The sequence below is a fragment of the Streptomyces sp. NPDC023573 genome, from assembly GCF_055559735.1.
Map to the genome: position 1 here is coordinate 84,434 of NZ_JBVHKB010000005.1, position 25,984 is coordinate 110,417.

The 25,984-nt window shown below is 70.2% G+C and carries 24 protein-coding genes and 1 pseudogene; 9 read left to right on the forward strand and 16 right to left on the reverse strand.

The window, feature by feature from the left end:
* Positions 1 to 15: 15 nt before the first annotated feature.
* From ACZ32T_RS17400 to ACZ32T_RS17420, 5 genes are read right to left on the reverse strand one after another with little or no spacing between them, the layout of a single operon-like run.
* Positions 16 to 819, reverse strand: a complete 804-nt coding sequence (locus tag ACZ32T_RS17400) for an ABC transporter permease (RefSeq protein WP_467270620.1) — start codon at positions 817 to 819, stop codon at positions 16 to 18.
* Positions 819 to 1,742 (reverse strand): ABC transporter permease, encoded by a 924-nt coding sequence (locus ACZ32T_RS17405; protein WP_467270619.1) that lies wholly within the window; start codon positions 1,740 to 1,742, stop codon positions 819 to 821. The genes ACZ32T_RS17400 and ACZ32T_RS17405 overlap by 1 nt, the downstream gene beginning before the upstream one ends.
* Positions 1,739 to 2,890, reverse strand: coding sequence for an ABC transporter ATP-binding protein (locus tag ACZ32T_RS17410; RefSeq protein WP_467270617.1), 1,152 nt, complete (start codon positions 2,888 to 2,890; stop codon positions 1,739 to 1,741). The genes ACZ32T_RS17405 and ACZ32T_RS17410 overlap by 4 nt, the downstream gene beginning before the upstream one ends.
* 46 nt (positions 2,891 to 2,936) lie before the next feature.
* A complete protein-coding gene (locus ACZ32T_RS17415; protein WP_467270616.1) occupies positions 2,937 to 4,184 on the reverse strand; it encodes a polyamine ABC transporter substrate-binding protein in 1,248 nt (415 codons plus the stop codon).
* 48 nt (positions 4,185 to 4,232) lie between these two features.
* A complete protein-coding gene (locus ACZ32T_RS17420) occupies positions 4,233 to 5,747 on the reverse strand; it encodes a gamma-aminobutyraldehyde dehydrogenase (protein ID WP_467270614.1) in 1,515 nt (504 codons plus the stop codon).
* Positions 5,748 to 5,965: 218 nt separating this feature from the next.
* On the opposite strand from ACZ32T_RS17420, the gene ACZ32T_RS17425 reads away from it, so the two are divergent.
* Positions 5,966 to 6,505 (forward strand): NADAR family protein, encoded by a 540-nt coding sequence (locus ACZ32T_RS17425; protein ID WP_467368036.1) that lies wholly within the window; start codon positions 5,966 to 5,968, stop codon positions 6,503 to 6,505.
* A gap of 73 nt (positions 6,506 to 6,578) precedes the next feature.
* On the opposite strand, the gene ACZ32T_RS17430 is transcribed toward ACZ32T_RS17425, so the two are convergent.
* Positions 6,579 to 7,283, reverse strand: a complete 705-nt coding sequence (locus tag ACZ32T_RS17430; RefSeq protein ID WP_467270613.1) for a DUF4190 domain-containing protein — start codon at positions 7,281 to 7,283, stop codon at positions 6,579 to 6,581.
* Positions 7,284 to 7,401: 118 nt separating this feature from the next.
* On the opposite strand from ACZ32T_RS17430, the gene ACZ32T_RS17435 reads away from it, so the two are divergent.
* The 3 genes from ACZ32T_RS17435 to ACZ32T_RS17445 are packed head-to-tail and all read left to right on the forward strand — an operon-like array spanning position 7,402 to position 10,023.
* Entirely contained in the window at positions 7,402 to 8,436 is a 1,035-nt protein-coding gene (locus tag ACZ32T_RS17435) for an adenosine deaminase (RefSeq protein WP_467270611.1), read from the forward strand.
* Positions 8,437 to 8,459: 23 nt separating this feature from the next.
* Positions 8,460 to 9,164 carry a glycerophosphodiester phosphodiesterase gene (locus ACZ32T_RS17440; RefSeq protein WP_467270609.1) on the forward strand — a complete coding sequence of 235 codons (705 nt, stop codon included), beginning with the start codon at positions 8,460 to 8,462 and terminating at the stop codon, positions 9,162 to 9,164.
* A 52-nt stretch (positions 9,165 to 9,216) separates the two neighbouring features.
* Positions 9,217 to 10,023: an SAM-dependent methyltransferase gene (locus tag ACZ32T_RS17445; RefSeq protein ID WP_467367674.1), complete on the forward strand. Its 807-nt coding sequence runs from the start codon at positions 9,217 to 9,219 to the stop codon at positions 10,021 to 10,023.
* Positions 10,024 to 10,086: 63 nt separating this feature from the next.
* On the opposite strand, the gene ACZ32T_RS17450 is transcribed toward ACZ32T_RS17445, so the two are convergent.
* Complete coding sequence (locus ACZ32T_RS17450) at positions 10,087 to 10,593, reverse strand: hypothetical protein (protein WP_467270606.1); 507 nt, start codon at positions 10,591 to 10,593, stop codon at positions 10,087 to 10,089.
* Between the two features lie 147 nt (positions 10,594 to 10,740).
* Positions 10,741 to 12,180, reverse strand: coding sequence for a gamma-aminobutyraldehyde dehydrogenase (locus ACZ32T_RS17455; protein WP_401619660.1), 1,440 nt, complete (start codon positions 12,178 to 12,180; stop codon positions 10,741 to 10,743).
* Positions 12,181 to 12,357: 177 nt separating this feature from the next.
* On the opposite strand from ACZ32T_RS17455, the gene ACZ32T_RS17460 reads away from it, so the two are divergent.
* The 5 genes and pseudogenes from ACZ32T_RS17460 to ACZ32T_RS17480 all read left to right on the forward strand — a co-directional run bounded on the left by ACZ32T_RS17460 (position 12,358) and on the right by ACZ32T_RS17480 (position 17,474).
* The gene (locus tag ACZ32T_RS17460) at positions 12,358 to 12,849 is read left to right on the forward strand and encodes an Lrp/AsnC family transcriptional regulator (protein WP_467367676.1); all 492 of its coding nucleotides are present in this window, start codon (positions 12,358 to 12,360) and stop codon (positions 12,847 to 12,849) included.
* Positions 12,834 to 14,213 carry an aspartate aminotransferase family protein gene (locus ACZ32T_RS17465; protein WP_467270601.1) on the forward strand — a complete coding sequence of 460 codons (1,380 nt, stop codon included), beginning with the start codon at positions 12,834 to 12,836 and terminating at the stop codon, positions 14,211 to 14,213. Before ACZ32T_RS17460 ends, ACZ32T_RS17465 begins: the two co-directional genes overlap by 16 nt.
* Before the next feature lie 309 nt (positions 14,214 to 14,522).
* A pseudogene (locus ACZ32T_RS17470) lies at positions 14,523 to 15,176 on the forward strand (ABC transporter ATP-binding protein); the annotation flags it as partial.
* Positions 15,158 to 16,321, forward strand: a complete 1,164-nt coding sequence (locus tag ACZ32T_RS17475) for a hypothetical protein (RefSeq protein WP_467270600.1) — start codon at positions 15,158 to 15,160, stop codon at positions 16,319 to 16,321. The pseudogene ACZ32T_RS17470 and the gene ACZ32T_RS17475, both read left to right, overlap by 19 nt.
* A 34-nt stretch (positions 16,322 to 16,355) precedes the next feature.
* Complete coding sequence (locus tag ACZ32T_RS17480) at positions 16,356 to 17,474, forward strand: LOG family protein (RefSeq protein WP_467367677.1); 1,119 nt, start codon at positions 16,356 to 16,358, stop codon at positions 17,472 to 17,474.
* A 15-nt stretch (positions 17,475 to 17,489) separates the two neighbouring features.
* Here the strand turns inward: ACZ32T_RS17480 and ACZ32T_RS17485 are convergent, their stop codons facing one another.
* The 8 genes from ACZ32T_RS17485 to pyrH form a co-directional block, all read right to left on the reverse strand.
* Entirely contained in the window at positions 17,490 to 17,942 is a 453-nt protein-coding gene (locus ACZ32T_RS17485) for an SRPBCC family protein (RefSeq protein WP_467270596.1), read from the reverse strand.
* Positions 17,943 to 18,014: 72 nt separating this feature from the next.
* Positions 18,015 to 19,037 carry an ABC transporter ATP-binding protein gene (locus tag ACZ32T_RS17490; RefSeq protein WP_467270594.1) on the reverse strand — a complete coding sequence of 341 codons (1,023 nt, stop codon included), beginning with the start codon at positions 19,035 to 19,037 and terminating at the stop codon, positions 18,015 to 18,017.
* 2 nt (positions 19,038 to 19,039) lie between these two features.
* The gene (locus ACZ32T_RS17495) at positions 19,040 to 20,689 is read right to left on the reverse strand and encodes an ABC transporter permease (protein ID WP_467270700.1); all 1,650 of its coding nucleotides are present in this window, start codon (positions 20,687 to 20,689) and stop codon (positions 19,040 to 19,042) included.
* Between the two features lie 44 nt (positions 20,690 to 20,733).
* The gene (locus ACZ32T_RS17500) at positions 20,734 to 21,828 is read right to left on the reverse strand and encodes a thiamine ABC transporter substrate-binding protein (protein WP_467270592.1); all 1,095 of its coding nucleotides are present in this window, start codon (positions 21,826 to 21,828) and stop codon (positions 20,734 to 20,736) included.
* Positions 21,829 to 22,136: 308 nt separating this feature from the next.
* Positions 22,137 to 23,243: a dual-specificity RNA methyltransferase RlmN gene (gene rlmN, locus ACZ32T_RS17505; protein ID WP_391775887.1), complete on the reverse strand. Its 1,107-nt coding sequence runs from the start codon at positions 23,241 to 23,243 to the stop codon at positions 22,137 to 22,139.
* 104 nt (positions 23,244 to 23,347) lie between these two features.
* Positions 23,348 to 24,433, reverse strand: coding sequence for a phosphatidate cytidylyltransferase (locus ACZ32T_RS17510; protein ID WP_467270588.1), 1,086 nt, complete (start codon positions 24,431 to 24,433; stop codon positions 23,348 to 23,350).
* Positions 24,433 to 24,990 carry a ribosome recycling factor gene (gene frr / locus ACZ32T_RS17515; RefSeq protein WP_031100531.1) on the reverse strand — a complete coding sequence of 186 codons (558 nt, stop codon included), beginning with the start codon at positions 24,988 to 24,990 and terminating at the stop codon, positions 24,433 to 24,435. The genes ACZ32T_RS17510 and frr overlap by 1 nt, the downstream gene beginning before the upstream one ends.
* A 115-nt stretch (positions 24,991 to 25,105) precedes the next feature.
* Entirely contained in the window at positions 25,106 to 25,879 is a 774-nt protein-coding gene (gene pyrH / locus ACZ32T_RS17520) for a UMP kinase (protein WP_467270586.1), read from the reverse strand.
* Between the last annotated feature and the right edge of the window lie 105 nt (positions 25,880 to 25,984).

Genomic DNA, 25,984 nt, shown 5'->3' on the forward strand with positions numbered 1-25,984 from the left:
CCAACTCCTTCGTTTTCACTTTCCCGCGTTGCTCCTGCGCCGGTTGGCGATGAGCTGTCCGACGAGAACGACCGCCACGGCGATGACGAACATGGCCGTGCCGATGACGTTGATCTGCACAGGCGTTCCACGCTGCGCCGAGCCCCACACGAACATGGGGAACGTCACCGTGGAGCCCGCGTTGAAATTGGTGATGATGAAATCGTCGAAGGAGAGCGCGAAGGCGAGCAGCGCTCCCGCGGCGATTCCCGGGGCGGCTATCGGGAGCGTCACCCGGACGAACGTCTGCACGGGGCCCGCGTACAGATCGCGGGCGGCTTCCTCCAGCCTCGGGTCCATCGACATCACGCGCGCCTTGACCGCGGTCACCACGAAGCTGAGGCAGAACATGATGTGGGCGATGAGGACGGTCCAGAAGCCGAGTTCGGCGCCCATGTTGAGGAAGAGCGTCAGGAGCGACGCCGCCATGACGACCTCGGGCATCGCCATCGGCAGGAAGATCAGGGAGTTGATCGCACCGCGCGCCCGGAAGCGGTAGCGCACCAGCGCGAACGCGATCATCGTGCCGAGCACGGTGGCCCCGACGGTCGCCCAGACCGCGATCCGCAGCGAGAGCGAGAGCGAACCGCAGAGGTCGGCGACGCCGCAGGGGTCCTTCCACGCGTCCAGGGAGAACTCCTGCCAGGCGTAGTTGAAACGCCCCACCGGCCGGTTGAAGGAGAAGACCATCACGACGATGTTCGGCAGGATCATGTAGGCCAGGGTCAGCAGACCCGCGATCACGACCAGGTTCCGGCGGAGCATGCGCAGTACGGACATCAGACCAGGTCCTCCGTCCCGGAGCGGCGGATGTAGACGGTGACCACGAGCAGGACGACCGCCATGAGGATGAAGGAGAGCGCGGCCGCCGTCGGGTAGTCCAGGACCCGCAGGAACTGGGTCTGGATGACGCTGCCGACCATCTTGGTGTCGGTGGAGCCGAGCAGTTCCGCGTTGACGTAGTCACCGCTGGCCGGGATGAACGTCAGCAGGGTGCCGGAGACGACACCGGGCATGGACAGGGGCAGCGTCACCTTGCGGAAGGTGGTGGCGGGGGTGGCGTACAGGTCGCCGGCGGCCTCGTGGAGCCGGCCGTCGATCCGTTCCAGCGACGTGTAGAGCGGAAGGATCATGAACGGGAGGAAGTTGTACGTCAGACCGCAGACGACGGCCATGGGGGTGGCCAGGACCCGGTTGTTCTCGGTCCAGCCGAGCCAGGCGGTGACGTCCAGGACGTGCAGGCTGTCGAGCACGCCGACGACCGCGCCGCCGTCCGCGAGGATCGTCTTCCAGGCCAGCGTCCGGATCAGGAAGCTGGTGAAGAACGGCGCGACGACCAGGACGAGCACCAGGTTGCGCCAGCGGCCCGCCTTGAACGCGATCAGGTAGGCGAGCGGGTAGCCGAGCAGCAGGCACAGGAGCGTGGCGGTGCCGGCGTAGAGCAGGGACCGGACGAACTGCGGGTAGTAGTCGGCCAGGGCGTCCCAGTACGTCCGGAAGTGCCAGGTGACCTCGAAGCCCTTCTCCAGGGATCCCGTCTGGACGGAGGTCGACGCCTGGTAGACCATCGGCAGCGCGAAGAACACGACCAGCCACAGGATGCCGGGGAGCAGCAGCCAGTAGGGGACGAGCCGCCTGCGGGTGGACGGCTTGCGGACCTCGGCCTCCGCGGCGGGCGCGGGTGGCGCCTTCGTGACGCTCACGCCACCTCCTCCAGGCCTTCCGTGCCGGCGTCGATGGCCTGGTCCGCGTCGAGTCCGAAGGTGTGCTCGGGGTTCCAGTGCAGGACGACGTCGGCGCCGGGTACGAGCCGGCTGTCGCGCTCGATGTTCTGCTCGTAGACCTGGAGCGCCGTGCCGGCCGGGCTCTCGACGACGTACTGCGTGGAGACTCCGATGAAGCTGGAGTCGGTGATGCGGCCGGTGACCTGGTTGCGGCCGTCGGGTATCGCGGCCGCGTCGGCGGTGTGGGTGAGGGAGATCTTCTCGGGGCGGACGCCCACGAGCAGCTTGTCCCCGCTCCGGGCGGAGGACGCGCACCGCCCGCCGGGCAGTCCGAGCTTCCCGCCGCCGGCCGTGACGACGACGTCCGTGCCCGTGGAGACGACCACCCCCTCGATGAGGTTGGAGGTGCCGAGGAAGTTCGCCACGAAGGTGGTCCGGGGGTTCTCGTAGAGGTCGGCGGGGGCGCCGAGCTGTTCGACCCGGCCGCCGTTCATCACCGCGACGGTGTCGGCCATGGTCATGGCTTCCTCCTGGTCGTGGGTGACGTGGACGAACGTGATGCCGACCTCGGTCTGGATCCGCTTGAGTTCGAGCTGCATCTGGCGCCGCAGCTTGAGGTCGAGGGCGCCCAGGGGCTCGTCGAGGAGGAGGACCTGGGGGTGGTTGATGAGCGCGCGGGCCACGGCGACGCGCTGCTGCTGCCCGCCGGAGAGCTGGTGCGGCTTGCGGTGGGCGAAGTCGCCGAGCTGGACGAGTTCGAGCATCTCGCCGACCTGCTTCTTCACGGACCTGATGCCGCGGCGGCGCAGTCCGAAGGCGACGTTCTCGCTGACGTCGAGGTGCGGGAAGAGCGCGTAGCTCTGGAAGACGGTGTTGACGGGCCGCTTGTAGGGGGGCAGGCCGGTGATGTCGCGGCCGCCGAGCGAGACCGTGCCGGTGGTCGCCTCCTCGAGGCCCGCGATCATGCGCAGGGTGGTGGTCTTGCCGCAGCCGGACGCGCCGAGCAGCGCGAAGAAGGAGCCCTGCGGGACGGTGAGGTCGAGGGGGTGCACTGCGGTGAAGGAGCCGTAGGTCTTGCTGATCCCGGTGAGACGGACGTCGCCGCCCTCTGTCTGCTGCTGTGTCATGGGTCGCGGTCCCAGTGGTGTCGGGGGAGAACGGGGGGCGGGCCGGTCAGGCGCCGATGAGCTTGGCGAACTTCTCCTCGTACGCCGTCTCTTCCTCGGAGCTGAGGGAGCGGAAGGCCCGCGACTTCGCGGCCATCGCCTTGTCGGGGAGGATCAGCGTGTTGGAGGCCATCGACTCGTCGATCTTCGCCAGTTCGCCGGCGACTCCGTCCACCGGGCAGACGTAGTTGATGTAGGCGGCGAGCTGGGCCGCGACGGGGAGCTCGTAGTAGTAGTCCATGAGCTTCTCGGCGTTCGTCTTGTGACGGGCCTGGGCCGGGACCAGCATGTTGTCGCTCGACGTGATGTAACCGGCGGACGGGATGGAGAACTTGATCGCCGGGTTGTCCGCCTGGAGCTGGATGATGTCGCCCGCCCAGGCGACGCAGGCCGCGATGTCGCCCTTGCTCAGGTCCGCGGTGTAGTCGTTGCCGGTGAAGCGGCGTATCTGCTTCGTGTCGACACCCTTCTGCATCCGGCCGATCGCCGCGTCGAAGTCGGCGTCGGTGAAGGCGCCCGGGTCCTTGCCCATGTCGAGGAGCGTCATGCCGACCGAGTCGCGCATCTCGGAGAGGAAGGAGACCTTGCCCTTGAGCCGGGGGTCGTCGAGCAGTTGGGTGACGGAGTCGACCTTCCGGCCGCCGGTCGCCTTCTCGTTGTAGGCGATGACGGTCGGGATGCCGGTCCACGGATAGGAGTAGGCGCGTCCCGGGTCCCAGTCGGGCCTGCGGAACTGGGCCGACAGGTTGGCGAAGGCGTGCGGGAGGTTCGCGTGGTCGAGCTTCTGCGCCCAGCCGAGCCGGATGATGCGTGCGGCCAGCCAGTCCGTCACGATGATCAGGTCACGGCCGGTGTCCTGGCCCGCCGCGAGCTGCGGCTTGATCTTCCCGAAGAACTCGACGTTGTCGTTGATGTCCTCGGTGTACTTGACCTTGATCCCGGTGCGTTTCGTGAACGCGGCCAGGGTCGGACGGCTCTTCTCGTCCTCGCCGACGTCCATGTACTCGGTCCAGTTGGAGAAGTTGATCTGTTTCTCCGCCGCCGAGTGGTCGTCGGAGGCCGCGGCGTCCCCTTCCCGCTCGGCGGGCGGGATGCCGCACGCGCTCAGCGCCCCGAGGCCGCCGAGTGCGAGGGCTGCCGTGCCCGACGCCCGGAGGAGGGAACGGCGGGTGAGGGCGCCCCTGCCGTCTCTGAGGCTGCGCCTCATGGCGGCCAGCTGGGGCGCGGAGAGGCGCTCGGGCTCGTACTGCTCCATACGCGTGTGCCCTTCCGGGTGGGTGGGACCGCCGGCCGGCGGCCGCTGCTATCGGTCCCCGAAGACGGTGCGGTGCCAGTCCTTCCCGGCCGCCGCGGTGTTGTCGTACATGACGTGCTTGACCTGCGTGTACTCCTCGAAGGAGTACGACGACATGTCCTTGCCGAAGCCGCTGGCGCCGTAGCCGCCGTGCGGCATCTCGCTGATGATCGGGATGTGGTCGTTGATCCACACGCAGCCCGCCCTGAGCTCACGGGTGGCGCGGTTGGCCCGGTACAGCCCGGTGCTCCAGGCGGAGGCGGCCAGGCCGTACGGGGTGTCGTTGGCGAGGCGGATTCCCTCGTCGTCGGTGTCGAAGGGCAGCACGACCAGGACGGGGCCGAAGATCTCCGAGGTGACGATCTCGCTGTCCTGGGCCGCGCCGGTGATCAGGGTCGGCCGGTAGTAGGCGCCGTCGGCGAGTCCGCCTCCGGGAGCCTCGCCACCCGTGACGACGGTGGCGTAGGCACGGGCCCTTTCGACGAATCCGGCGACCCGGTCACGCTGCTGATGACTGATCAGTGGCCCGAGGTCGGTCGCCGGGTCGAAGGGGTCACCGAGCCGCACGCTCTCCATCAGGGTGGCGACCCCGCTCACGAACGCGTCGTAGAGGGGACGCTGGACGTAGGCGCGGGTGGCGGCCGTGCAGTCCTGGCCGGTGTTGATGAGGGCTGCGGCGACCGCTCCGTGGACGGCGGCTTCGAGGTCGGCGTCGTCGAAGACGAGGAAGGGCGCCTTGCCTCCGAGTTCCAGGTGGAGGCGCTTGACGGTGGAGACGGCGAGCGCGGCGACCCGCTTGCCCACGGCGGTGGAGCCGGTGAAGGAGGTCATCACGACGTCGGGGTGGCTCACGAGGTGCTCTCCCGCGTCCCGGCCGGCGCCGGAGACGATGTTGATCACACCGTCGGGGACGCCCGCCTCCGTGGCGGCCTGGGCGAACATCAGCGAGGTCAGCGGCGTGATCTCGGCGGGCTTCAGCACGATGGTGTTGCCCGCCGCGACGGCCGGGAGGATCTTCCAGGCGGCCATCTGGAGCGGGTAGTTCCAGGGCGCGATCGAGCCGATGACGCCGAGCGCCTCCCGGCGCACGTAGGAGGTGTGGTCGCCGCTGTACTCCCCGGCCGACTTCCCTTCGAGGTGGCGGGCGGCCCCGGCGAAGAACGAGGCGTTGTCGACCGTGCCCGGGACGTCGAACTCGGTGGAGAGCTTGACCGGTTTTCCGCACTGCAGGGATTCGGCGTACGCGAACTCGTCGGCCTGCCCGTCGAGTACGGCGGCGAAGCGGTGCAGCGCCTTCGACCGCTCGCCCGGGGTCAGCCCGGACCAGCCGGGGAACGCGTCCCGGGCGGCGGCCACGGCCGCGTCGACGTCGTCGGTGCCCGCGAGTTCGTAGCGCAGGACCGTGCTGCCCGTCGCGGGGTCCACCACGTCCTGATGGCGTCCCGAGGTCCCGGGACGCAGCCGTCCGCCGATGTACTGCGCACCCTCGGCGAAGCGGTCCCGCACCTGGAAAGCGTTGCCCATGACGTTCTCCTCCGCTGCCCCCGTGACCAGGGGCGGCGTAGCTTCTTGTCGAATTGAGTGCCGATCCTGACAGAGAGCACCTCCACCAACAAGTGATTCCGTTGTTTCCTTTTGGTTACGCGACGGAATCTGTCGACGATGTGTCTCGTGCGTACGGAAATCCCTGTACGGGCTGTCAGTGGCGGATGCCAGACTCGGCTGCCATGGGACAGGAACACATGGACGACCTCCTGGCGCGCACGGCCCGCGGGGAGAGCGTGAAGTACCTGCCGTTCTGGGGGCATCGGCCCCGCTCGGACGGCAGGCTGGGGGAGAGCTGCCTCAGCCAGTGGTGGCCCGCGCCGTTCACGGTCGACGCGGTCACCTACGCCTCGGCCGAGCACTGGATGATGGCCGGCAAGGCGAGGCTCTTCGGGGATGCCGGGGCCGAGGCCCTGGCCGTGTCCGCGAGCAGCCCGGGGGCGGCGAAGAAGGTGGGCCGGCTGGTCAAGGGCTTCGACGACGGCGTATGGGCGCGGGAGAGATTCGCCCTGGTCGTGGAGGGAAGCGTCCACAAGTTCGGCCAGGACCCGGCGCTGCGGGCGTATCTGCTGGGGACCGGTGAGCGCGTCCTCGTCGAGGCCAGTCCGATGGACCGGATATGGGGCATCGGGCTCACCAAGGACGATCCGCGCACCGCGGACCCGGCTTCCTGGCGAGGTCTGAATCTGCTGGGCTTCGCCCTGATGGAGGCCCGGACGCGGCTGCGAGCGGAGTGATACGGCGCGTGGCCGGGCCCCGGGACACCTGTCCGGTCCCCGGGCCCGGCCACGGACAGCCGTGCGCCGCCGGTCAGCGGGAGGTGCCGACGACCAGGGACGTGGCGTAGGGGTCGTCGTAGTCGTAGCTGCTGCCCGACTCGTCGTTGGCGACGGCCCAGATCAGGAATCCCAGGAAGACCGCGCTGACGACGATCGAGACCGATCCCAGGATGATCCCGGCGAGGGCCATGCCCCCGTTGGTCGCCTCACCGCGCTTGGCGCGGCCCCGGCCGATGATTCCGAAGATGAGGGCGAGGATGCCCAGGATGATGCCGAACCCCCACATGCAGAAGCCGGCCACCGCGATGATGCCGAGGACCATCGCCGCGGTCCCCAGCCCGTTCGCGGGCGACGGGCCCCAGGGCGGCTGGCCGCCGTAGCCGGGGTATCCCGGGTAGCCGTACGAGGGCGCGGGGGGAGCGGCCGGGTAGCCGTACGCCGCGGACGGCGCGGCGGGGGCGGCCGGATAGCCGTACTGCCCGGGTTCCCCCGGCCCGTTCGGTCCGACCGGCGGGGCCGGGACGGGGGGCTGCTGGGGGCCGAAGGTGCCGGCCGGGCCGGGTATGGGCCCGGTGCCCGGGTCGGCGCCCGGCATGGACGTGACCGTGGGCTGGTTGTGCACAGCGGGCGGAACGGCGTCCGCGGGCTGCTTGCCGAGCTCGACCCTGCTGTCCGGCGGAGCCCACGGATCGCGCGGCGCGCCCTCGCCCCCGGGCTGCTGTGTGTTGTCTGACATGGGCCTCCCCCATCGTGGTCCCGCCATGCTACGGCCCGGCATCCGCCCGCAGGGCCCCGCCTACGATGATCGGTGCAGCCGGTACGCCCGGCCCACATCAGAGATCCGGGAGTATCCGATGAACGACCTGCATCCCTTCATCGCGGGGCTGCCCAAGGCCGAGCTCCACGTCCACCACGTGGGGTCGGCCTCGCCGCGCATCGTGGCCGAACTGGCGGCCCACCACCCCGACTCCAAGGTCCCCACGGATCCGGAGGCGCTGGCGGACTTCTTCACCTTCACCGACTTCGGGCACTTCATCGACGTCTATCTCTCGGTCGTGGACCTGGTGCGCACCCCGGAGGACGTCCGGCTGCTGACCTTCGAGATCGCCAGGGACATGGCACGGCAGAACATCCGGTACGCGGAGCTGACCGTGACCCCGTTCAGCTCGACCCGCCGGGGTATCCCTGAGCAGGGCTTCATGGAGGCCATCGAGGACGCCCGCAAGGCGGCCGAGTCCGAGCTCGGCACCGTGCTGCGCTGGTGCTTCGACATTCCGGGCGAGGCCGGTCTGGAGGCGGCAGAGGAGACCACCCGGCTCGCTGTCGACCTGCGGCCCGAGGGGCTGGTCTCCTTCGGCCTGGGCGGGCCCGAGGTCGGCGTGGAACGCCCGCAGTTCAAACCGTACTTCGACCGGGCGATCGCCGAGGGCCTGCACTCCGTTCCGCACGCCGGGGAGACCACGGGCCCGGGAACCGTCTGGGACGCGCTGACCGCGCTGCGCGCGGAGCGCATCGGCCACGGCACCAGCTCGACGCAGGATCCGGAGCTGCTGGCGCATCTCGCCGAGCACCGCATCGCCCTGGAGGTCTGTCCGACGTCGAACATCGCCACCCGGGCCGTCGCGGACATCGACCGGCACCCGATAAGGGAGATGGCCGAGGCGGGCGTCCTCGTCACGGTGAACAGCGACGACCCGCCGATGTTCGGCACCGACCTCAACAACGAGTACGGGGTGGCGGCCAGGCTCCTCGGCCTGGACGAGCGCGGAGTGGCCGATCTGGCGAAGAACGCCGTGGAGGCATCCTTCCTGGACCCGGCCGGCAAGCGGACGCTGGCCGCCGAGATCGACACGTACACGACGAACTGGCTGGGGGCTCCCGGCCGGTGACCCCGGCCGGACACAATGACCCCATGACCACCACCGTCACCGCCGTGGCACACCGCGGCGATCCTTACCGTGCCCGCGAGAACACCCTCCCCTCGATCCGGTCCGCCGTGGAACGGGGGGCGGACGCGGTCGAGATCGATGTCCGCGTCACCCGGGACAGGGTGCCCGTGCTGCTCCACGACTCCACGCTGGAACGGCTGTGGGGCCACGACGTCCGCCTCGACCGGCTGGACCAGCGGGAGCTGAAGGAGAGGACCGGCGGCGGGGTGCCCGCCCTGCGCGAGGCGCTGTCCGCCGCCGGCGACCGGCGGATCATGGTCGACCTGCCCGGCGCGACCGACGCCTCCGTGAAGGAGGTCGTCGGTGTCGTGCGGGAGTGCGGGGCGCAGGACCGCGTGTACTACTGCGCGGACACGCACGCGATGCTGAAGGTGCGAGCGGCCGATCCGTCGGCCGAGATCGCCCTGACCTGGACGACGTCGGCGCCCCCGCGCGCCGTACTGCTGGAGGCGGTGCGGCCGCGCTGGCTGAACTACCGGTTCGGGCTGCTGAGCCGCGAGCTGGCCGACCGTGTCCACGCCGACGGGCTGCTGGTCTCCGCCTGGACGGCGGACACCCGGCGCACCATGCGCCGGCTGCTCGCGTGCGGGGTCGACTCCATCACCACCAACCGGATCGATACACTCCGGTCCCAACTGGCGAACTCCCCTCGCTCCGGCGCTTCTTGATCGGTCCGGCATCATGGGCGGGTCCGTACCGTCCGTGATCCCAGGAGCAGACGTGACCGAGCCCGGCCGCCCCACCGCACCCCCCCGTGTACGTTCCGACATCGCCCACAACGCCCGGGTGTGGAACCACTGGCTGGGTGGCGGCGACAACTACCCCGTCGACCGCGCGGTGGGCGACCGGGTCACCGGCATGTATCCGAGCATCGGCGAAGTGGCGCGCGCCGACCGGGCGTTCCTGGGCCGGGTGGTGCGCCATCTGGCCGGTGACGCGGGGATCGGCCAGTTCCTGGACATAGGCACCGGGCTGCCGACCGCGGACAACACCCATGAGGTCGCCCAGCACACCGCGCCCGACGCACGCGTCGTCTATGTCGACAACGACCCGATCGTCCTGGCGCACGCGCGCTCCCTGCTCAGCAGTTCGCCGGAGGGCGCCACCGAGTACGTCGACGCGGACGCCCGGGATCCGGAGCACATCCTGCGCGCGGCCGGACGGACCCTGGACCTGAAGCGCCCGGTCGCGGTGATGATGCTGGGCATCCTCAACTTCGTCCTGGACACGGACGAGGCGAAGGGCATCGTGACCCAGCTGATGGACGCCCTGCCGTCCGGCAGCCATCTGGTGCTCACCCATCCCACACTGGAGCTGGGCGGCGAGGGCAACGAGGCCGCGATGCGCTTCTGGAACGAGAACGCCACCCCGCCGATCACGGCCCGCAGCCGTTTCGAGTTCGCCTCGTTCCTCGACGGCCTGGACATCCTGGAGCCGGGCATCGTGTCCTGCTCCCGCTGGCGGGCGGGCCCCGCGGGCCGGAATCCGGAGGTCGCCCAGTTCGGCGCGGTGGGCCGCAAGCCCTGACGAGCGCCACGGGGCGGCGGACATCGCGGCGGCGGTCCTCGGGGGTCCGCCGGCCGGTGGGCGTCACGCCGTCGCGGTCGCCGTCTCCAGACGCTTGATCAGGCGGCGGACGACGAACAGCGGGATGATCCCGAAGACCCCGAAGGACATGTCGATGACGGACCACCAGAAGGGGATGTCCCGGATGGGCCCGCAGATCAGGGCGAGCGGGATGATCCCGGCACAGGCGATCATCCCGAACTCGATCACCCAGATGTTGCGGACCGGGTCGCGGTAGGGGCCGTAGAAGGCGACCGCGATGACGAGGTGGGCGAAGGCCAGCCAGTCGGTGCCGTACAGCACGAAGGGGTGGTTCGCGTCGGCCTCGTCGAGGCCGGTCCGGACCCGGGTGACCCACTCCGCCAGGGCCGGGAAGTGCTCAGGGACGGGAGAGGCGGAGGACTGCAACAGGTCCTCCGCCCAGCGGAGTTCGGTGACCAGCGGGAAGGCGGTCAGCCCGCTCAGCACCAGACAGACGATGAAGACGACCAACCACACGCGTATGCGCCGCAAGAGGGCTCGCTCGCTCATGGCCGCAGCGTACGCCCATCATGAACACGTTCAAAAAGCGGGGCGCGGGTGCGCTTCCCCCGGAGGCGCTGGCACCCGGGCGGAGGGACGCGGCACGCGAACGGCCCCGGGTGAGGGCCCGGGGCCGTGGTCGTCGACGTACGCGGATCAGTCGTCCAGCGACGTCATGACGTGCTTGATCCGGGTGTAGTCCTCGAAGCCGTACGCGGAGAGGTCCTTGCCGTAGCCGGACTTCTTGAATCCGCCGTGCGGCATCTCGGCGACGAGCGGGATGTGGGTGTTGATCCACACGCAGCCGAAGTCGAGCTTCTTGGACATCCGCATCGCACGGGAGTGGTCCTTGGTCCACACCGAGGAGGCCAGGGCGTATTCCACGCCGTTGGCGTACTCGACGGCCTGGGCCTCGTCCGTGAAGGACTGGACGGTGATGACGGGCCCGAAGACCTCGTGCTGGACGATCTCGTCGTCCTGCCGGAGGCCCGAGACGACGGTCGGGGCGTAGAAGTAGCCCTTGTCGCCGACCCGGTGGCCGCCCGCCTCGACCTTGGCGTGCGCGGGGAGCCGCTCGATGAACCCGCTGACCTGCGCCAGCTGGTTGGCGTTGTTGAGCGGGCCGTACAGCACGTCCTCGTCGTCCGGGAGCCCGGTCTTCGTGTCGGCCGCGGCCTTGGCGAGTGCGGTGACGAACTCGTCGTGGACGGACTCGTGGACCATGACGCGGGTCGCGGCCGTGCAGTCCTGGCCGGCGTTGAAGTAGCCCGCGACGGAGATGCCCTCGACGGCCTTGGCGATGTCGGTGTCCTCGAACACGACGACGGGCGCCTTGCCGCCGAGCTCCAGGTGGACCCGCTTGACGTCCTTGGCCGCGGACTCGGCGACCTGCATGCCGGCCCGCACCGAGCCGGTGATGGAGGCCATCGCCGGGGTGGGGTGCTCGACCATCGCGCGGCCGGTCTCGCGGTCACCGCAGATGACGTTGAAGACGCCCTTGGGCAGGATCTGCCCGATGATCTCGGCGATCAGCACGGTCGAGGCCGGAGTGGTGTCGGACGGCTTGATGACGACGGTGTTCCCCGCCGCGAGCGCCGGGGCGAACTTCCACACGGCCATCATCAGCGGGTAGTTCCACGGCGCGACCTGGGCGCAGACGCCCACCGGCTCGCGGCGGACGATGGAGGTGAGGCCCTCCATGTACTCACCGGCCGAACGGCCTTCGAGCAGCCGGGCGGCACCCGCGAAGAAGCGGATCTGGTCGACCGCCGGCGGGATCTCCTCCGTACGCGTGAGCCCCAGCGGCTTGCCGGTGTTCTCGGACTCCGCCGCGATCAGGTCCTCGGCCCGCTCCTCGAAGGCGTCCGCGATCTTCAGCAGTGCCTTCTGGCGCTCGGCGGGCGTCACGTCGCGCCAGGCGGGGAACGCGGCGGCGGCCGCGGCCATGGCGGCGTCGACGTCGGCCTGCCCGGAGAGCGGCGAGGTCGCGTAGACCTCTTCCGTCACCGGGTTGACCACGTCGATCGTCCGCCCGTCCGCGGCGTCCCGGAACTCTCCGTCGATGTAGTTGCGCAGACGGCGCACCTCGGTGGTCACAACCACCCCTCCTGTCGGCTGTCCGATGGGTGAGACTCCCACACTAGACGGTTGGGTGACGCTTTCGGCATACCCACCCGCCACGAACTTCGGATTCAGTGAGATTGAGACTCCCAGACAACGAATTTCATCGGTTCGGGCTTGCCAGACAGACGAGGCGCGGTGCAGAGTGGAGATGTGGCCAGTCGCAGCGCAGACTCCAGGACCGGGAACGGATCGGCACCAGCGGTCGATGCCGTCTCCCTCGCAATCATCGAGCAGCTCCAGGAGGACGGACGCCGGCCGTACGCCGCGATCGGCAAGGCCGTGGGCCTCTCCGAAGCCGCCGTACGCCAGCGCGTCCAGAAGCTGCTGGACCAGGGCGTGATGCAGATCGTCGCCGTCACGGACCCGCTCACCGTGGGTCTGCGGCGTCAGGCGATGGTCGGGATCAACGTCGAGGGCGACCTCGACCCCGTGGCCGAGGCCCTGTCGGCCATGGCCGAGTGCGAGTACGTGGTGATGACCGCGGGCTCCTTCGACCTCATGGTGGAGATCGTCTGCGAGGACGACGACCACCTGCTGGAGACGATCAACAAACGCATCCGGGCCATTGCCGGAGTGCGCTCCACCGAGAGCTTCGTCTACCTCAAGCTCAAGAAGCAGACCTATATGTGGGGAACCCGATAGCCGTGAGCAAGGACCTCAGCCGGACCGCGTACGACCACCTGTGGATGCACTTCACCCGCATGTCGGACTACGAGAACGCGCCCGTTCCCACCATCGTGCGTGGCGAGGGCACCTACATCTACGACGACAAGGGCAAGCGCTACCTCGACGGCCTCTCCGGCCTGTTCGTCGTCAACGCCGGACACGGCCGCCACGAGCTCGCCGAGACGGCGTACAAGCAGGCGCAGGAACTGGCCTTCTTCCCGGTGTGGTCCTACGCCCACCCCAAGGCCGTCGAGCTCGCCGAGCGGCTCGCCGACTACGCCCCGGGCGACCTCAACAAGGTCTTCTTCACCACCGGCGGCGGTGAGGCGGTGGAGACGGCCTGGAAGCTGGCCAAGCAGTACTTCAAGCTCAAGGGCAAGCCGACCAAGTACAAGGTCATCTCGCGTGCGGTCGCCTACCACGGCACCCCGCAGGGCGCCCTGTCGATCACCGGACTGCCCGCGCTCAAGGCCCCGTTCGAACCGCTGGTGCCGGGCGCGCACAAGGTGCCGAACACCAACATCTACCGCGCGCCGCTCTTCGGTGACGACCCGGAGGCCTTCGGCCGCTGGGCCGCCGACCAGATCGAGCAGGAGATCCTCTTCGAGGGCCCGGACACCGTCGCCGCGGTCTTCCTGGAGCCCGTGCAGAACGCCGGCGGCTGCTTCCCGCCCCCGCCCGGCTACTTCCAGCGGGTCCGCGAGATCTGCGACAAGTACGACGTGCTGCTCGTCTCCGACGAGGTCATCTGCGCCTTCGGCCGCCTCGGCACGATGTTCGCCTGCGACAAGTTCGGCTACGTGCCGGACATGATCACCTGCGCCAAGGGCATGACCTCGGGCTACTCCCCCATCGGTGCCTGCATCATCTCCGACCGGCTGGCCGAGCCGTTCTACGAGGGCGACAACACCTTCCTGCACGGCTACACCTTCGGCGGCCACCCGGTCTCCGCCGCGGTCGGGCTCGCCAACCTCGACATCTTCGAGCGCGAGGGTCTCAACCAGCACGTCCTGGACAACGAGAACGCGTTCCTGACTACGCTGCAGAAGCTGCTCGACCTGCCGATCGTCGGCGACGTCCGCGGCAACGGCTTCTTCTACGGCATCGAGCTGGTGAAGGACAAGGCCACCAAGGAGACGTTCACCGACGAGGAGACCGAGCGCGTCCTGTACGGCTTCCTCTCCAAGGCGCTGTACGAGAACGGCCTCTACTGCCGGGCCGACGACCGCGGCGACCCGGTCGTCCAGCTCGCTCCTCCGCTGATCTCCGACCAGTCGACCTTCGACGAGATCGAGGGCATTCTGCGCGGCGTCCTGACGGAGGCCTGGGCGAAGCTCTGACCGACACCGGCTGCCACTCCCAGAGCTTCCGGCAGTCATTTCATACGGACCACACGCGGCCCGGATGCACCCGTTCGAGTGAGAAGCGGGGCGTCCGGGCCGCGTACTGTCCCGACACCTCGCTCCGGCTGCCTAGCGTGCCGGGTGACCGATCGGCTTTTTTCTCGTTGTATTCGTCCCCCGTTACCGGGGACAGGAAATCTGATCCGAACCGAGGTGTACGCCATGGTGGCCCCGCCCGACAACGACGTGATCTGGGCACGTTCCCTGCACCACTCCCACAACGGATCACCGGGGCTCGGCGGTGTCTCCCTCGGTGTCCGCGACGGCGAGGTCCTCGCCGTGTCCGGGCCTCGCGGGTGCGGGAAGTCCACGCTGCTGCACTGCCTCTCCGGACAGCTGGTGCCCGAGCAGGGCGAGGTCTGGTTCAACAGCGTGCCCGTGCACACCATGGGCCCCAGGATGCGCGAACGGCTCCGCCGGGAGAGATTCGGCTGGATCGCGGCCGAGCCGCAGCTCGTGCCCGAGCTCAGCACCTGGGAGAACGCCGCCCTGCCGCTGCTGCTGCGGGGCGTCTCGCACCGGGCGGCGAAGAAGGCCGCCATGGAGTGGCTGGAGCGCCTGGACATCGGGCCGCTCGCCAGGAAGCGGCCGCACACCCTGCTCCAGGCACAGCGTCAGCGGATCTCCGTGGCCCGCGCGCTCGCCGGGTCGCCGTCCGTGATCTTCGCGGACGAGCCGACCGCGACGCTGCACCACGCCGAGCGCACCCAGCTCCTGCGCACCCTCACCACGGCGGCACGGTCGCACGGGATCACCGTCGTGCTCGCCACCCACGACGCGGAGATCGCCCGGCTCGCCGACCGTGTGGTCGGCCTGCTGGACGGCCGCCGCGTCACCACCGTCTCCCTGCCCGCCGCGTCCGATACGGAAGGCCGCTCGGCGTGCTCGCTCTCCGTCTGACCCGCGGCTCGCACCCCCTGGTCCTGATGCGGCGGCTGCTCCTCGCCGCCGCGTCGGCGGGGGTGGGCTTCCTGCTCCTGTGCACCCTGGGGTACGCCTCCGGGCATCCGGCGCACACGTCGAGCTCCGTGCTGCGGCTGCTGTGGTGCGCCGTTCCCCTCGCGGCGACCGTGCAGTTCGCGGTGGCGGTCGCGCGTACGGACCCGAGCACCCGCCCTCGGCCCGGGCTCTTCGCCGCGGGCCTCGGACCGGCGCGGCTGGCCCTGCTGGCGGCGATCTCGACGGCGGTGTCCACCACGCTGGGTTCGGTGGTGGCGCTGCTCTTCTTCCTCCACCTGCGCGGCGACCTGACCGGCCTGCCGTTCGACGGCGGCGCGGCCGAGTTCCTGGGCGCGGGCACCCCGCTGCCCCTCGCCGCGGCCCTCACCCTGCTGGCCCTGGTGCCGCTGGCCTCGTCCGCGGCAGGTGGGCTCGCGCTCCGCTCCAGGCCGGTCGCCCCGTCCGACGCCCAGGAGGCCGAGGAGGACCTCGCGCCCGCCCCGGTGCCGAAGGGGCTGCCGTGGGGGGTCGCGCTCACCGCGGCCGGGCTCGCGGTCGAGGCGTACGCGAGCCGGGGCTCGGCGGGCAGCCCGTTTCCGCTGCCGGGCCGGCTCGACTCCACCCCCGCGGCCGTGCTCGCGGGCTGGATCCTCACCGCGATCGGCCTGGCCATGGCGGGGCCCGGTCTCACCCATCTGTGCGGGCGGCTGCTCCAGGCGGTGCGCCCGGGTGCCGTACGGCTGCTGGCGGGCCGGGTCCTGATGGACGAGGCGGGCAGGATCGGCCGCCCGCTGGGAATCGTCTGCGCGGTGCTGTCCGGGGTGATCGCGGCCTCCGTGCTCTACACCGACGGGCCCCGCCCCTTCGGTCCGCTCACCGCGCTCGGCGCCGTACTCGTCATCGGCTGCACCGTGGCGACCCTGCTGACCACCGCGCTCGAAGCACGGCAGGCCCGTGCCCGTACGGCCAGGACCCTGCTGCGGCTCGGCGCCCCGGCCTCCTCGCTCCGCCTGGCCGCCGCCCTGCGGGCGCTGGTGCTGCTGGCCGTCTTCGCCCCGCTGACCTGGGCGATCGCGGAGCTGGCGGCACTGCCTCTGACGGAGTGACCCCGGCCGCCGGAGCGGTACGTAGCATGGCGGCGTGGAGAAACCGGACGAGTACACCTACGCACCCGGCGTCGAGATCGAGACGCTCACCGCATTCGACCAGGCAGTCGCGGCAGGAACCCTGGCCGGCCACCGGGTCCAGGCCGTCGACCTGACGGACCGGAGCGACGCGCTGCTCGCGACCGGCACCCGGGGCGCCGTCTTCCTCGGCTGTCGCATGGAGCCGCGCGCCGACGCGAAGATACGCGCCGACGGAGCCTTCGTCTTCCCGCCGGTGCCCGGCCTCCCCTTCGACCCGTACCGCGGGCTGCTCTACACCCCCGACGCCCTGTACGAGGGCCTGGCGGAGGGGGCTTACGCCGCGACCCCCGACGCGCGGGCGTACGGCTGGTTCCAGCTGACCAAGGCCAACGGCGACGTCTTCGCCTCGATGCTGCGGGCGCTCCACGACGACGCGGTCTCCGACGCGCTGGACGAACACCTCGCCGGCGCCCGTGTGGTGGGCGTGATGGGCGGCCACGCGATGGCCCGCGGCTCCGAGGAGTACCGCGGCGCGGCCACCCTCGGCAGGGATCTGGCGCGCAGCGGTCTGACCGTGGCGACGGGCGGCGGGCCCGGCGCCATGGAGGCCGCCAACCTCGGCGCGTACGCGGCTCCGCACTCCGACGCCATGCTGGTGAAGGCCTGCGAACTCCTCGCCTCGGCGCCGTCGTTCAGCCCGTCGGTCACCGACTGGGCCATGGCCGCCTTCGCCGTGAGGGAGCGCTGGCCGGACGGAGGGTCCTCGGTCGCGATCCCCACCTGGTTCTACGGCCACGAGCCGCCGAACGCCTTCGCCGACCACGTCGCCAAGTACTTCGCGAACGCGGTGCGTGAGGACGGGCTGCTGGCCCGCTCGACCGCGGGTGTGATCTTCCTGCCGGGGGCCGCCGGGACGGTGCAGGAGATCTTAGACAACGCGACGCCGAACTACTACGAGTCGCGTTCCGCGCCCACGCCGATGGTCCTGGTCGACCGTGCGCACTGGACGGAGAAACTGCCCGCCTGGCCACTGCTGAGCGCGCTCGCGGCGGGCCGGGCGATGGAGTCCCGCATCGCGCTCGTCGACACGGTGGAGGAGGCGGCCGGGGCGCTCGCCCGGCTGACGGGCTGAGCCGCTCCGAGGGGCTCAGCGGGCGGCGAGCCGGACGTCGAGCGCGTCGAAGAACGCCTCCCAGCCGTCCTCGGCCGCCGCGTACTGCTCGGGGGTGAGATGGCCGCCCCGTTGCCGGAAGACCATCTCGGTGGACTTCCGGCTCCTCTCCGTGAGAGTGACCGTGACGGTCTCCCCTTCGGTGTCCGCGGGCGCGCTCCTGTCCTTCAGCGTGAAGACGAGCCGCTCGGGGGCGGCCACCTCCTGGTAGACGCCGTGGAAGGGCATCTCCGCACCGGGCACCACGATGACCAGGCTCCATTCGCCGCCGGGCGTGACATCCATCGACACCCGGTCGAGCGGCACGTCCGCGTCGCCCCCGTACCAGGCGGCGAAGTCCTCGGGGTCCGTCCAGGCCTCGAACACACGGTCGCGGGGCGCCGCGACGACGCGGGTGATGTCGATGCCCTCGCGCGCTGAGTCAGCCATGGCCCCTGGTTCCTTTCCCGGATGTCCCTGTCCAGAGGATCAGGCTCCGGGAGTGCCCGCCACCCGGAGGGTTCAGGCCGGGGGAAGGACCACCGTCTCCGCCGGATCGAAGGTCACGCCCACGGCGGCTCCCTCCTCCGGGGTGTCCCGCAGGGAGCACTCCGCCTCCAGGGGCGGCCCGTCGTCGGGGTGCAGGGTGACGCTGACATGGTGGCCGCGGAAGGTGCGTACGCCCACCGTGCAGCGCAGGCCTTCCTCGGGGCCGCCGGTCCGGACGCCGCCCGGCCGCACGAGCAGCTCGCACGCGCCTTGGGGGGAATCCTCGGGCACCGGGACCTTGCCCCAGACGGTGTCGGCGGCCGTGCCCGTGACCGTGGCGTCCACCAGGTTGTCGAAGCCGAGGAAGCGGGCGACGAACGCCGACGCGGGCTGCTGCCAGACCTCCAGCGGGGTGCCCGCCTGGGCGATCCGGCCGTCCCGCATGACCACGACCCGGTCGGCGAGCGCGAAGGCCTCGCCCTGGTCGTGGGTGACGGCGAGCACCGTGGTGCCCAGTCGGCCGAAGAGGGTGCGCAGTTCGCCGACGAGCCGTTCGCGCAGGCTCCGGTCCAGCTGGCCCAGCGGTTCGTCCAGCATCAGCAGCTTCGGGCGTGGTGCCAGGGCCCGGGCGAGGGCCACCCGCTGCTGTTCGCCGCCGGACAGGGCGGCGACGGCCCGCCGCCCGGCCCCGGGCAGGCCGACCAGGTCCAGGAGCTCACCAGCTCTGCGGTCGCGCTCCTGGCGGGGGACGCCGTGCATCCGCAGTCCGAAGGCGACGTTGGCGCCGACGTCCCGGTGGGGGAAGAGCTGGTGGTCCTGGAACATCAGGCCGAGCCCGCGCCGGTGCACCGGGAGCCGTGCCTGGTCCGCGCCGTCCAGGAACACCCGCCCGCCGTCCAGGGGCTGGAGCCCGGCCACGGCCCGCAGCAGCGTCGACTTGCCGCTGCCGCTCGGGCCCAGCACGCAGACGATCTCGTGGTCGGCGACCTCCAGGTCCACCGCGTCCAGAGCGGTCCGCTTCCCGAACCGCACCGTGGCCGACTCCACTGTCAGCATCTCTAGAACTCCCCGGATCGGTCGGTACGGATACGTTCGAGCAGGAGCAGCGACACCGCGCAGACCAGCATCAGGATCGTGCTGAGGGCCATCGCCTGCCCGTAGTTGAGCTCGCCCGACCGCCCCAGCAGCCGGGCGACGGCGACCGGCAGGGTGGGGTTGTCGGGGCGTGCGATGAACACGGTCGCGCCGAACTCACCGAGCGACACGGCGAAGGCGAAGCCTGCGGCCACCAGCACCGCCCGCCGCACCAGCGGCAGGTCGACCTCCCGCCAGGCCCGCAGTGGCGAAGCGCCGAGCACCGCCGCGGCCTCCCGCAGCCGGTCGTCCACCGCACGCAGGACGGGCAGCATGGTCCGTACGACGAAGGGGACGCCCACCAGCGCCTGGGCGAGCGGCACGAGGATCCAGGACGTACGCAGATCGAGCGGCGGCTCGTCGAGCGTGATGAGGAAGCCGAAGCCGACGGTGACGGCGGACACTCCGAGCGGCAGCATCAGCAGGGCGTCGAAGCCACGCACCAGGGGACCCGCGTGCGGGTACCGCCCGCTCGAGCGAAGCCGAGAGTGGGGGAGGGTCAGGGCCGCCGCGGCGAGGCCCCCGACCACGAGCGCGATCAGGGTGGCGACCAGCGCGTAACGCAGGGAGTTGCCGATGGCGTCGAGCGGCGGGACCAGGAAGGTGGAGCCGCTCGCGTCGGCCGACTGCAACGCGCGGTAGAAGCCGAAGCCGTAGCCGCCCGCGGTGTCCAGAGAGCGTTCGACCAGCACCCCGAGCGGCACCACGATCAGCAGCAGGACGGTCATCAGCACCCCGCCGAGCAGCGCCCACTGCCCTGCTCCGTGCGGGCGGCGGGAGGTCTGCGCAGGATCGACGAGCTTCAGCGCGGTCTCACGGCGCCGTACGGTCCACGCGTGGACGGCGAGGATCCCGCCGACTGCGGCGAACTGCACCAGCGTCAGCACGGCGGCCGTCGGCAGGTCGAGCAGCTGGGCGGTCTGCCGGTAGATCTCCACCTCCAGCGTGGAGTAGGCCGGACCGCCGAGGATCTGGACGACCCCGAAGGAGGTGAAGGTGAAGAGGAAGACCATCAGGGCCGCCGCGGCCACGGCCGGGGCGAGCGCGGGCAGGGTCACGCGCAGCCAGGCGGCGAGGCGGCCGGCCCCGAGCACCCGGGCTGCCTCCTCCTGGCGGGGGTCGAGCTGGGACCACAGGCCGCCGACGGTCCGTACGACGACCGCGTAGTTGAAGAACACATGGGCGAGCAGGATCGCCCACACGGTCGTGTCGAGGCGGACCCCCCAGAGCTCGTCGAGGAACCCGCCGCGTCCCAGCAGCGCCAGGAACGCCGTGCCCACGACGACGGTGGGCAGGACGAACGGCACGGTCACGAGGGCACGCAGCAGTTGCTTGCCGGGGAAGTCGAAGCGGGCGAAGACATAGGCGCCGGGCAGCGCGACCAGCAGGGTGAGAGCGGTCGAGGCGAGGGCCTGCCAGGTGGTGAACCAGAGGACGTCGATGATGTCCGGCCGGCTCAGCACCGTGCCGATCCGGCCGAACTGCCAGCCGCCGTCCGTCTTCAGGCCCCGGCCGACGATCGCGACGACCGGGTAGGCGAAGAACAGCGCGAAGAACGCGACGGGCACGGCCATGAGACCGAGCCGCACCGCGTTCCCCCTCCACGGGGACCGCGCGACTACTTCACGACGAGCGAGGACCACGACTGGACCCACTGCTCACGGTTCTTGGCGATCTTCTCCGGGGCCACGGTCGCCGGCTCGTCGACGACCGCGCCGAACTTCGTGAAGAGCTCCGGCAGCTTCGCGTCCTTCACCACCGGGTTCACGAACATGTTCAGCGGCATGTCCTCCTGGAACCGCTTGCTGATCAGGAAGTCCAGCAGTGCCTTGCCGCCGGCCTCGTTCTTAGCACCGTCCAGCAGACCGGCGAACTCGATCTGGCGGAAGCAGGTACCGGTGGCGACACCGGTCGGGGCCTCGCTGGGCTGCGGATCCGCGTACAGCACCTCGACGGGCGGGCTGGAGGCGTAGGAGACGACGAGCGGGCGGTCGGCCTTGGCCTTCCTGCCGCCCGCGGAGCCGGAGAACTCCTCGTTGTAGGCCTGCTCCCAGCCGTCGACGACCTTGACGCCGTTGCTCTTCAGCTTCTTCCAGTAGTCCTGGTACCCGGTCTCGCCCTGGCTGGCGACGGTGCCGAGGAGGAAGCCGAGGCCCGGCGACGACGTCGCGGCGTTCTCGGTGACGAGGAGGTTCTTGTACGCGGGCTTCAGCAGGTCGTCGAAGGAGTTCGGCGGGTCGAGCTTCTTGTCGGCGAAGTACTTCTTGTCGTAGTTGACGCAGATGTCGCCCGTGTCGACGGGCGTGACCCGGTGCTTGTCCGCGTCGAGCTGCGTGTCGGCCGCGACGCGGTCCAGGCCCTTCGCCTCGTACGGCGTGAACAGGCCGTTGTCCAGGGCTCGGGAGAGCAGGGTGTTGTCGGCGCCGAAGAACACGTCGCCGCGCGGGGAACCCTTGGTCAGGATCTCCTGGTTGAGCGCTGCCCCGGCGTCACCGCTCTTGAGTACCTTGACCTTGTAGCCGGTCTCCTCGGTGAACGCCTTCAGGACGGCGTCCGAGGCGTTGAACGAGTCATGGCTGACGAGGGTGACGGTCTTGGAGCCGGCTCCCGTGTCGTCGGAAGCCTCGCCCTCGGAGCCGCCGCAGCCCGCGAGCGCGGTGACGCCGAGTGCGGCGGCGAGCGCGGTCGCCGCGTACTTCGTCGTGGTGTTCATGATGATGTCCTCCTGGAGGTGACCAGGAAGAGACGCGGCCCTGCCCGCTCGGCGAGCGGGCAGGGCGCAACAGCTTGAGTAAGGTCCGAACTTCCTACCCGGAATGACCCGGGCGAGGTTCAGAGGGTCTGCGGCCGACCTGTCCTCGGTGCCGCACTCTCAGCGCTGTGGCGCTCCCCTGTCGGAATATGAAGTTGATTTCCCGGCCAGGCTACACCGGCCGGATCACGCCGGACCGGCCGGATCCTGCCCGTACGCGCCCGTACGCGCCCGTACGCGGTCAGGATCCCGGCCTTGCGCCGACCGCCTCAGCGCTCGGACGCCGCCAGCTGCCCGCAGGCGCCGTCGATCTCCTGGCCGCGGGTGTCCCGGACGGTGACCGGCACACCATGGGCGGCGATCGCCTCGACGAACGCCTTCTCGTCCTCGGGCCGCGAGGCGGTCCACTTGGACCCGGGCGTCGGGTTCAGCGGGATGAGGTTGACGTGGACCCGCTTGCCCTTGAGCAGCCGGCCCAGCCGGTCGCCCCGCCAGGCCTGGTCGTTGATGTCGCGGATGAGCGCGTACTCGATGGAGATGCGGCGGCCCGACTTCTCCGCGTACTCCCACGCGGCGTCCAGGACCTCACGGACCTTCCAGCGGGTGTTCACGGGGACGAGGGTGTCGCGCAGCTCGTCGTCCGGGGCGTGCAGCGAGACCGCGAGGCGGCACTTGAAGCCCTCGTCGGCGAAGCGCAGCATCGCCGGCACCAGACCCACCGTGGACACGGTGATCCCGCGCTGCGACAGCCCGAGGCCGTCCGGCTCCGGGTCGGTCAGCCGGCGGATCGCCCCGACCACGCGCTTGTAGTTGGCCAGCGGCTCGCCCATGCCCATGAAGACGATGTTGGACAGCCGGGCAGGCCCGCCCGGGACCTCGCCGTCGCGCAGGGCCCGCATGCCGTCCACGATCTGGTGCACGATCTCGGCGGTCGACAGATTGCGGTCGAGCCCCGCCTGCCCGGTGGCGCAGAACGGGCAGTTCATCCCGCAGCCGGCCTGTGACGAGATGCACATGGTCACCCGGTCCGGGTAGCGCATGAGGACGGACTCGACGAGCGTGCCGTCGTGCAGCTTCCAGAGCGTCTTGCGGGTGGTGTCGTCGTCACAGCTGATGTGGCGCATCACCGACATCAGGTCGGGGAACATCGCCTCGGCGAGCTTGTCCCGTGAGGCGGACGGGATGTTGGTCCACTCCGCCGGGTCGTGCGCGTACCGCGTGAAGTAGTGCTGCGACAGCTGCTTGGCACGGAAGGGCTTCTCGCCGGTCGCGGCGACTGCTTCCTTGCGCTCGTCGGGGGTGAGGTCGGCGAGGTGCCGCGGCGGCCGCTTGGCTCCACGGGGCGCGACGAAAGTGAGTTCTCCGGGCTTAGGCATGGTTCTTCCAGTGTCGCAGACATACGAGCGAGGGCCCGCCGCCCTGTGGACAACGGACCCTCGCTCGAAAAGACGCAGGTCAAGCGGTGTGGGTGGAGACCTGATCAGCCGGATCCGACGAACAGCACCAGCAGCAGCCAGACGACCGGGGCGCTCGGCAGCAGGGAGTCGAGCCGGTCCATGATGCCGCCGTGGCCGGGCAGCAGCGTGCCCATGTCCTTGATCCCCAGGTCCCGCTTGATCATGGACTCGCCGAGGTCCCCCAGCGTGGCGCTGGCGGCGACGGCGAGGCCCATCAGCAGGCCCTGCCACCAGCTGCCGCCGTCGATCAGGAACTCCATACACAGGGCGCCGGCCACCATCGCGAAGCCGACCGCGCCGAACAGGCCCTCGCGGGTCTTCCCGGGGCTGATGCGGGGGGCCAGCTTGTGGGTGCCGAAGCGCCAGCCGACGGCGTACGCGCCGGTGTCGCTGACCACGGTCAGCAGGAGGAAGGTCAGCACGCGCCAGGCACCGTCGTCCGCGGTGAGCATCATCGCGACGAACGTCGCGAGGAACGGCACGTAGAACACGGCGAAGACGCCCGCCGTGACGTCCTTGAGGTACCCCTCGGGCGGCTCCGTCATCCGCCACACGAGCACCGCGAGCGCGGTGAGCGCCATCGCGACCCAGGCGCCCTCCGCCTCCCGCACATAACCGGCGACCACCATCGCGGCACCGCCCACGGCGAGCGGCACGAGCGGAGCGTTGATGCCCTTGCGCTCCTTGAGGCGGGACGTGAGCTCCCAGAGGCCGACCACCACCGCCAGCACGACCACGCCGACGAAGACCGCCTTCACGATGAACAGTGAGCCGACCACGAGGGCACCGAGCCCGAGACCGACCCCTATGGCGGCACGCAGATCACGCCCCGCACGCTTCTTGGGCGGCTGGGAGGGCAGCGGGGTGGACATGGGCTCCTGCGGCTTCTCGTCACGGAACAGGGGGCCGCTGACGCGCGCGGCGTCCCCGCTCCGGTCGTCGCGGTCGTCAGCGTCTCTACCTGCGTCGGGAACGTCCGGCACGATGGGCATGGGCCGAGTCTGCTGGGCGCCGTGCACATCGTATGCAGGACCCGCCGGAGCGCCCCCCATCTCGGGCGCGCTCCAGTAGCCGGCTCCCTGCGGGGCGCCCCAGGAAGAGTCGTTCATCAGACTTCGAGCAGCTCGGCTTCCTTGTGCTTGAGCAGCTCGTCCACCTGCGCGACGTACTTCGCGGTGGTGTCGTCGAGCTCCTTCTCCGCGCGGCGGACCTCGTCCTCGCCGGACTCCTTGTCCTTGACGAGCTTGTCGAGCGACTCCTTGGCCTTGCGGCGGATGGAGCGGATCGAGATCTTGGAGTCCTCGGCCTTGGTCTTGGCGACCTTGATGTACTCCTTGCGGCGGTCCTGCGTGAGCTCGGGGAACGTCACGCGGATGATGTTGCCGTCGTTGCTCGGGTTGACACCGAGGTCGGAGTCGCGGATCGCCTGCTCGATGTTGCGCAGTGCCGTCTTGTCGAACGGGGTCACCACGGCCATCCTCGGTTCGGGAACCGAGAACGAGGCGAGCTGGTTGATCGGGGTCAGCGCGCCGTAGTAGTCGGCGACGATCTTGTTGAACATCGCCGGGTGCGCGCGGCCGGTCCGGATCGCGGCGAAGTCCTCTTTCGCGACCACGACGGCCTTCTCCATCTTCTCCTCGGCCTCGAGGAGGATTTCTTCGATCACCACGTGCTCCTGCGTGTCTTGAGCGGACCCGGCATCGTCGGGTCCTGCGGATCCTGCGTCGCGTCCTCACCTGCACGGTGTCCGACCGGCAGGCCGTTGTCCATCTTCTGGGCCGTCAGGCCCGGGTGCTCCGGTCGCTCACCAGCGTGCCGATCTTCTCACCCTTCACCGCGCGGGCGATATTGCCCTCCGTGGTGAGCTCGAAGACCAGGATCGGGAGCTGGTTGTCACGGCAGAGTGTGATGGCGGTGGCGTCGGCGACCTTGAGGTCCCGGGCGATCACCTCGCCGTACTCCAGGGCGTCGAACTTCACCGCGTCGGGGTTGGCCTTCGGGTCGGAGTCGTAGACCCCGTCCACACCGTTCTTCCCCATCAGCAGCGCTTCGGCATCGATCTCCAGGGCGCGCTGCGCGGCGGTCGTGTCGGTGGAGAAGTACGGCATGCCCATACCTGCGCCGAAGATCACGACGCGTCCCTTCTCCAAGTGCCGCACGGCACGGAGCGGGATGTACGGCTCCGCGACCTGGCCCATGGTGATGGCCGTCTGGACGCGCGAGTCGATGCCTTCCTTCTCCAGGAAGTCCTGCAGCGCCAGGCAGTTCATGACCGTGCCGAGCATGCCCATGTAGTCGGACCGCGCCCGGTCCATGCCGCGCTGCTGGAGCTCGGCGCCACGGAAGAAGTTGCCGCCGCCGATGACGACCGCGATCTCCGCTCCGTCGCGTACGACCGCGGCGATCTCGCGGGCGATGGCGTGCACGACGTCGGGGTCGACCCCGAGTCCTCCGCCCCCGGCGAAGGCCTCGCCGGACAGCTTCAGCATGAAGCGCCCGGAAACCGCGTCGTCGCGCTTGTGGTCACCCTGTGTGGCGTCCGCGCCCTTGTTCATGGAGATTCTCCTCGTGCACATACGAAGAAGGCCATTGCCAGTGGGTCTGTTGTCCCTCAGCGGCAATGGCCTCCTCGTCAGATCTGCGGTCGTCCGGCTGAGTGC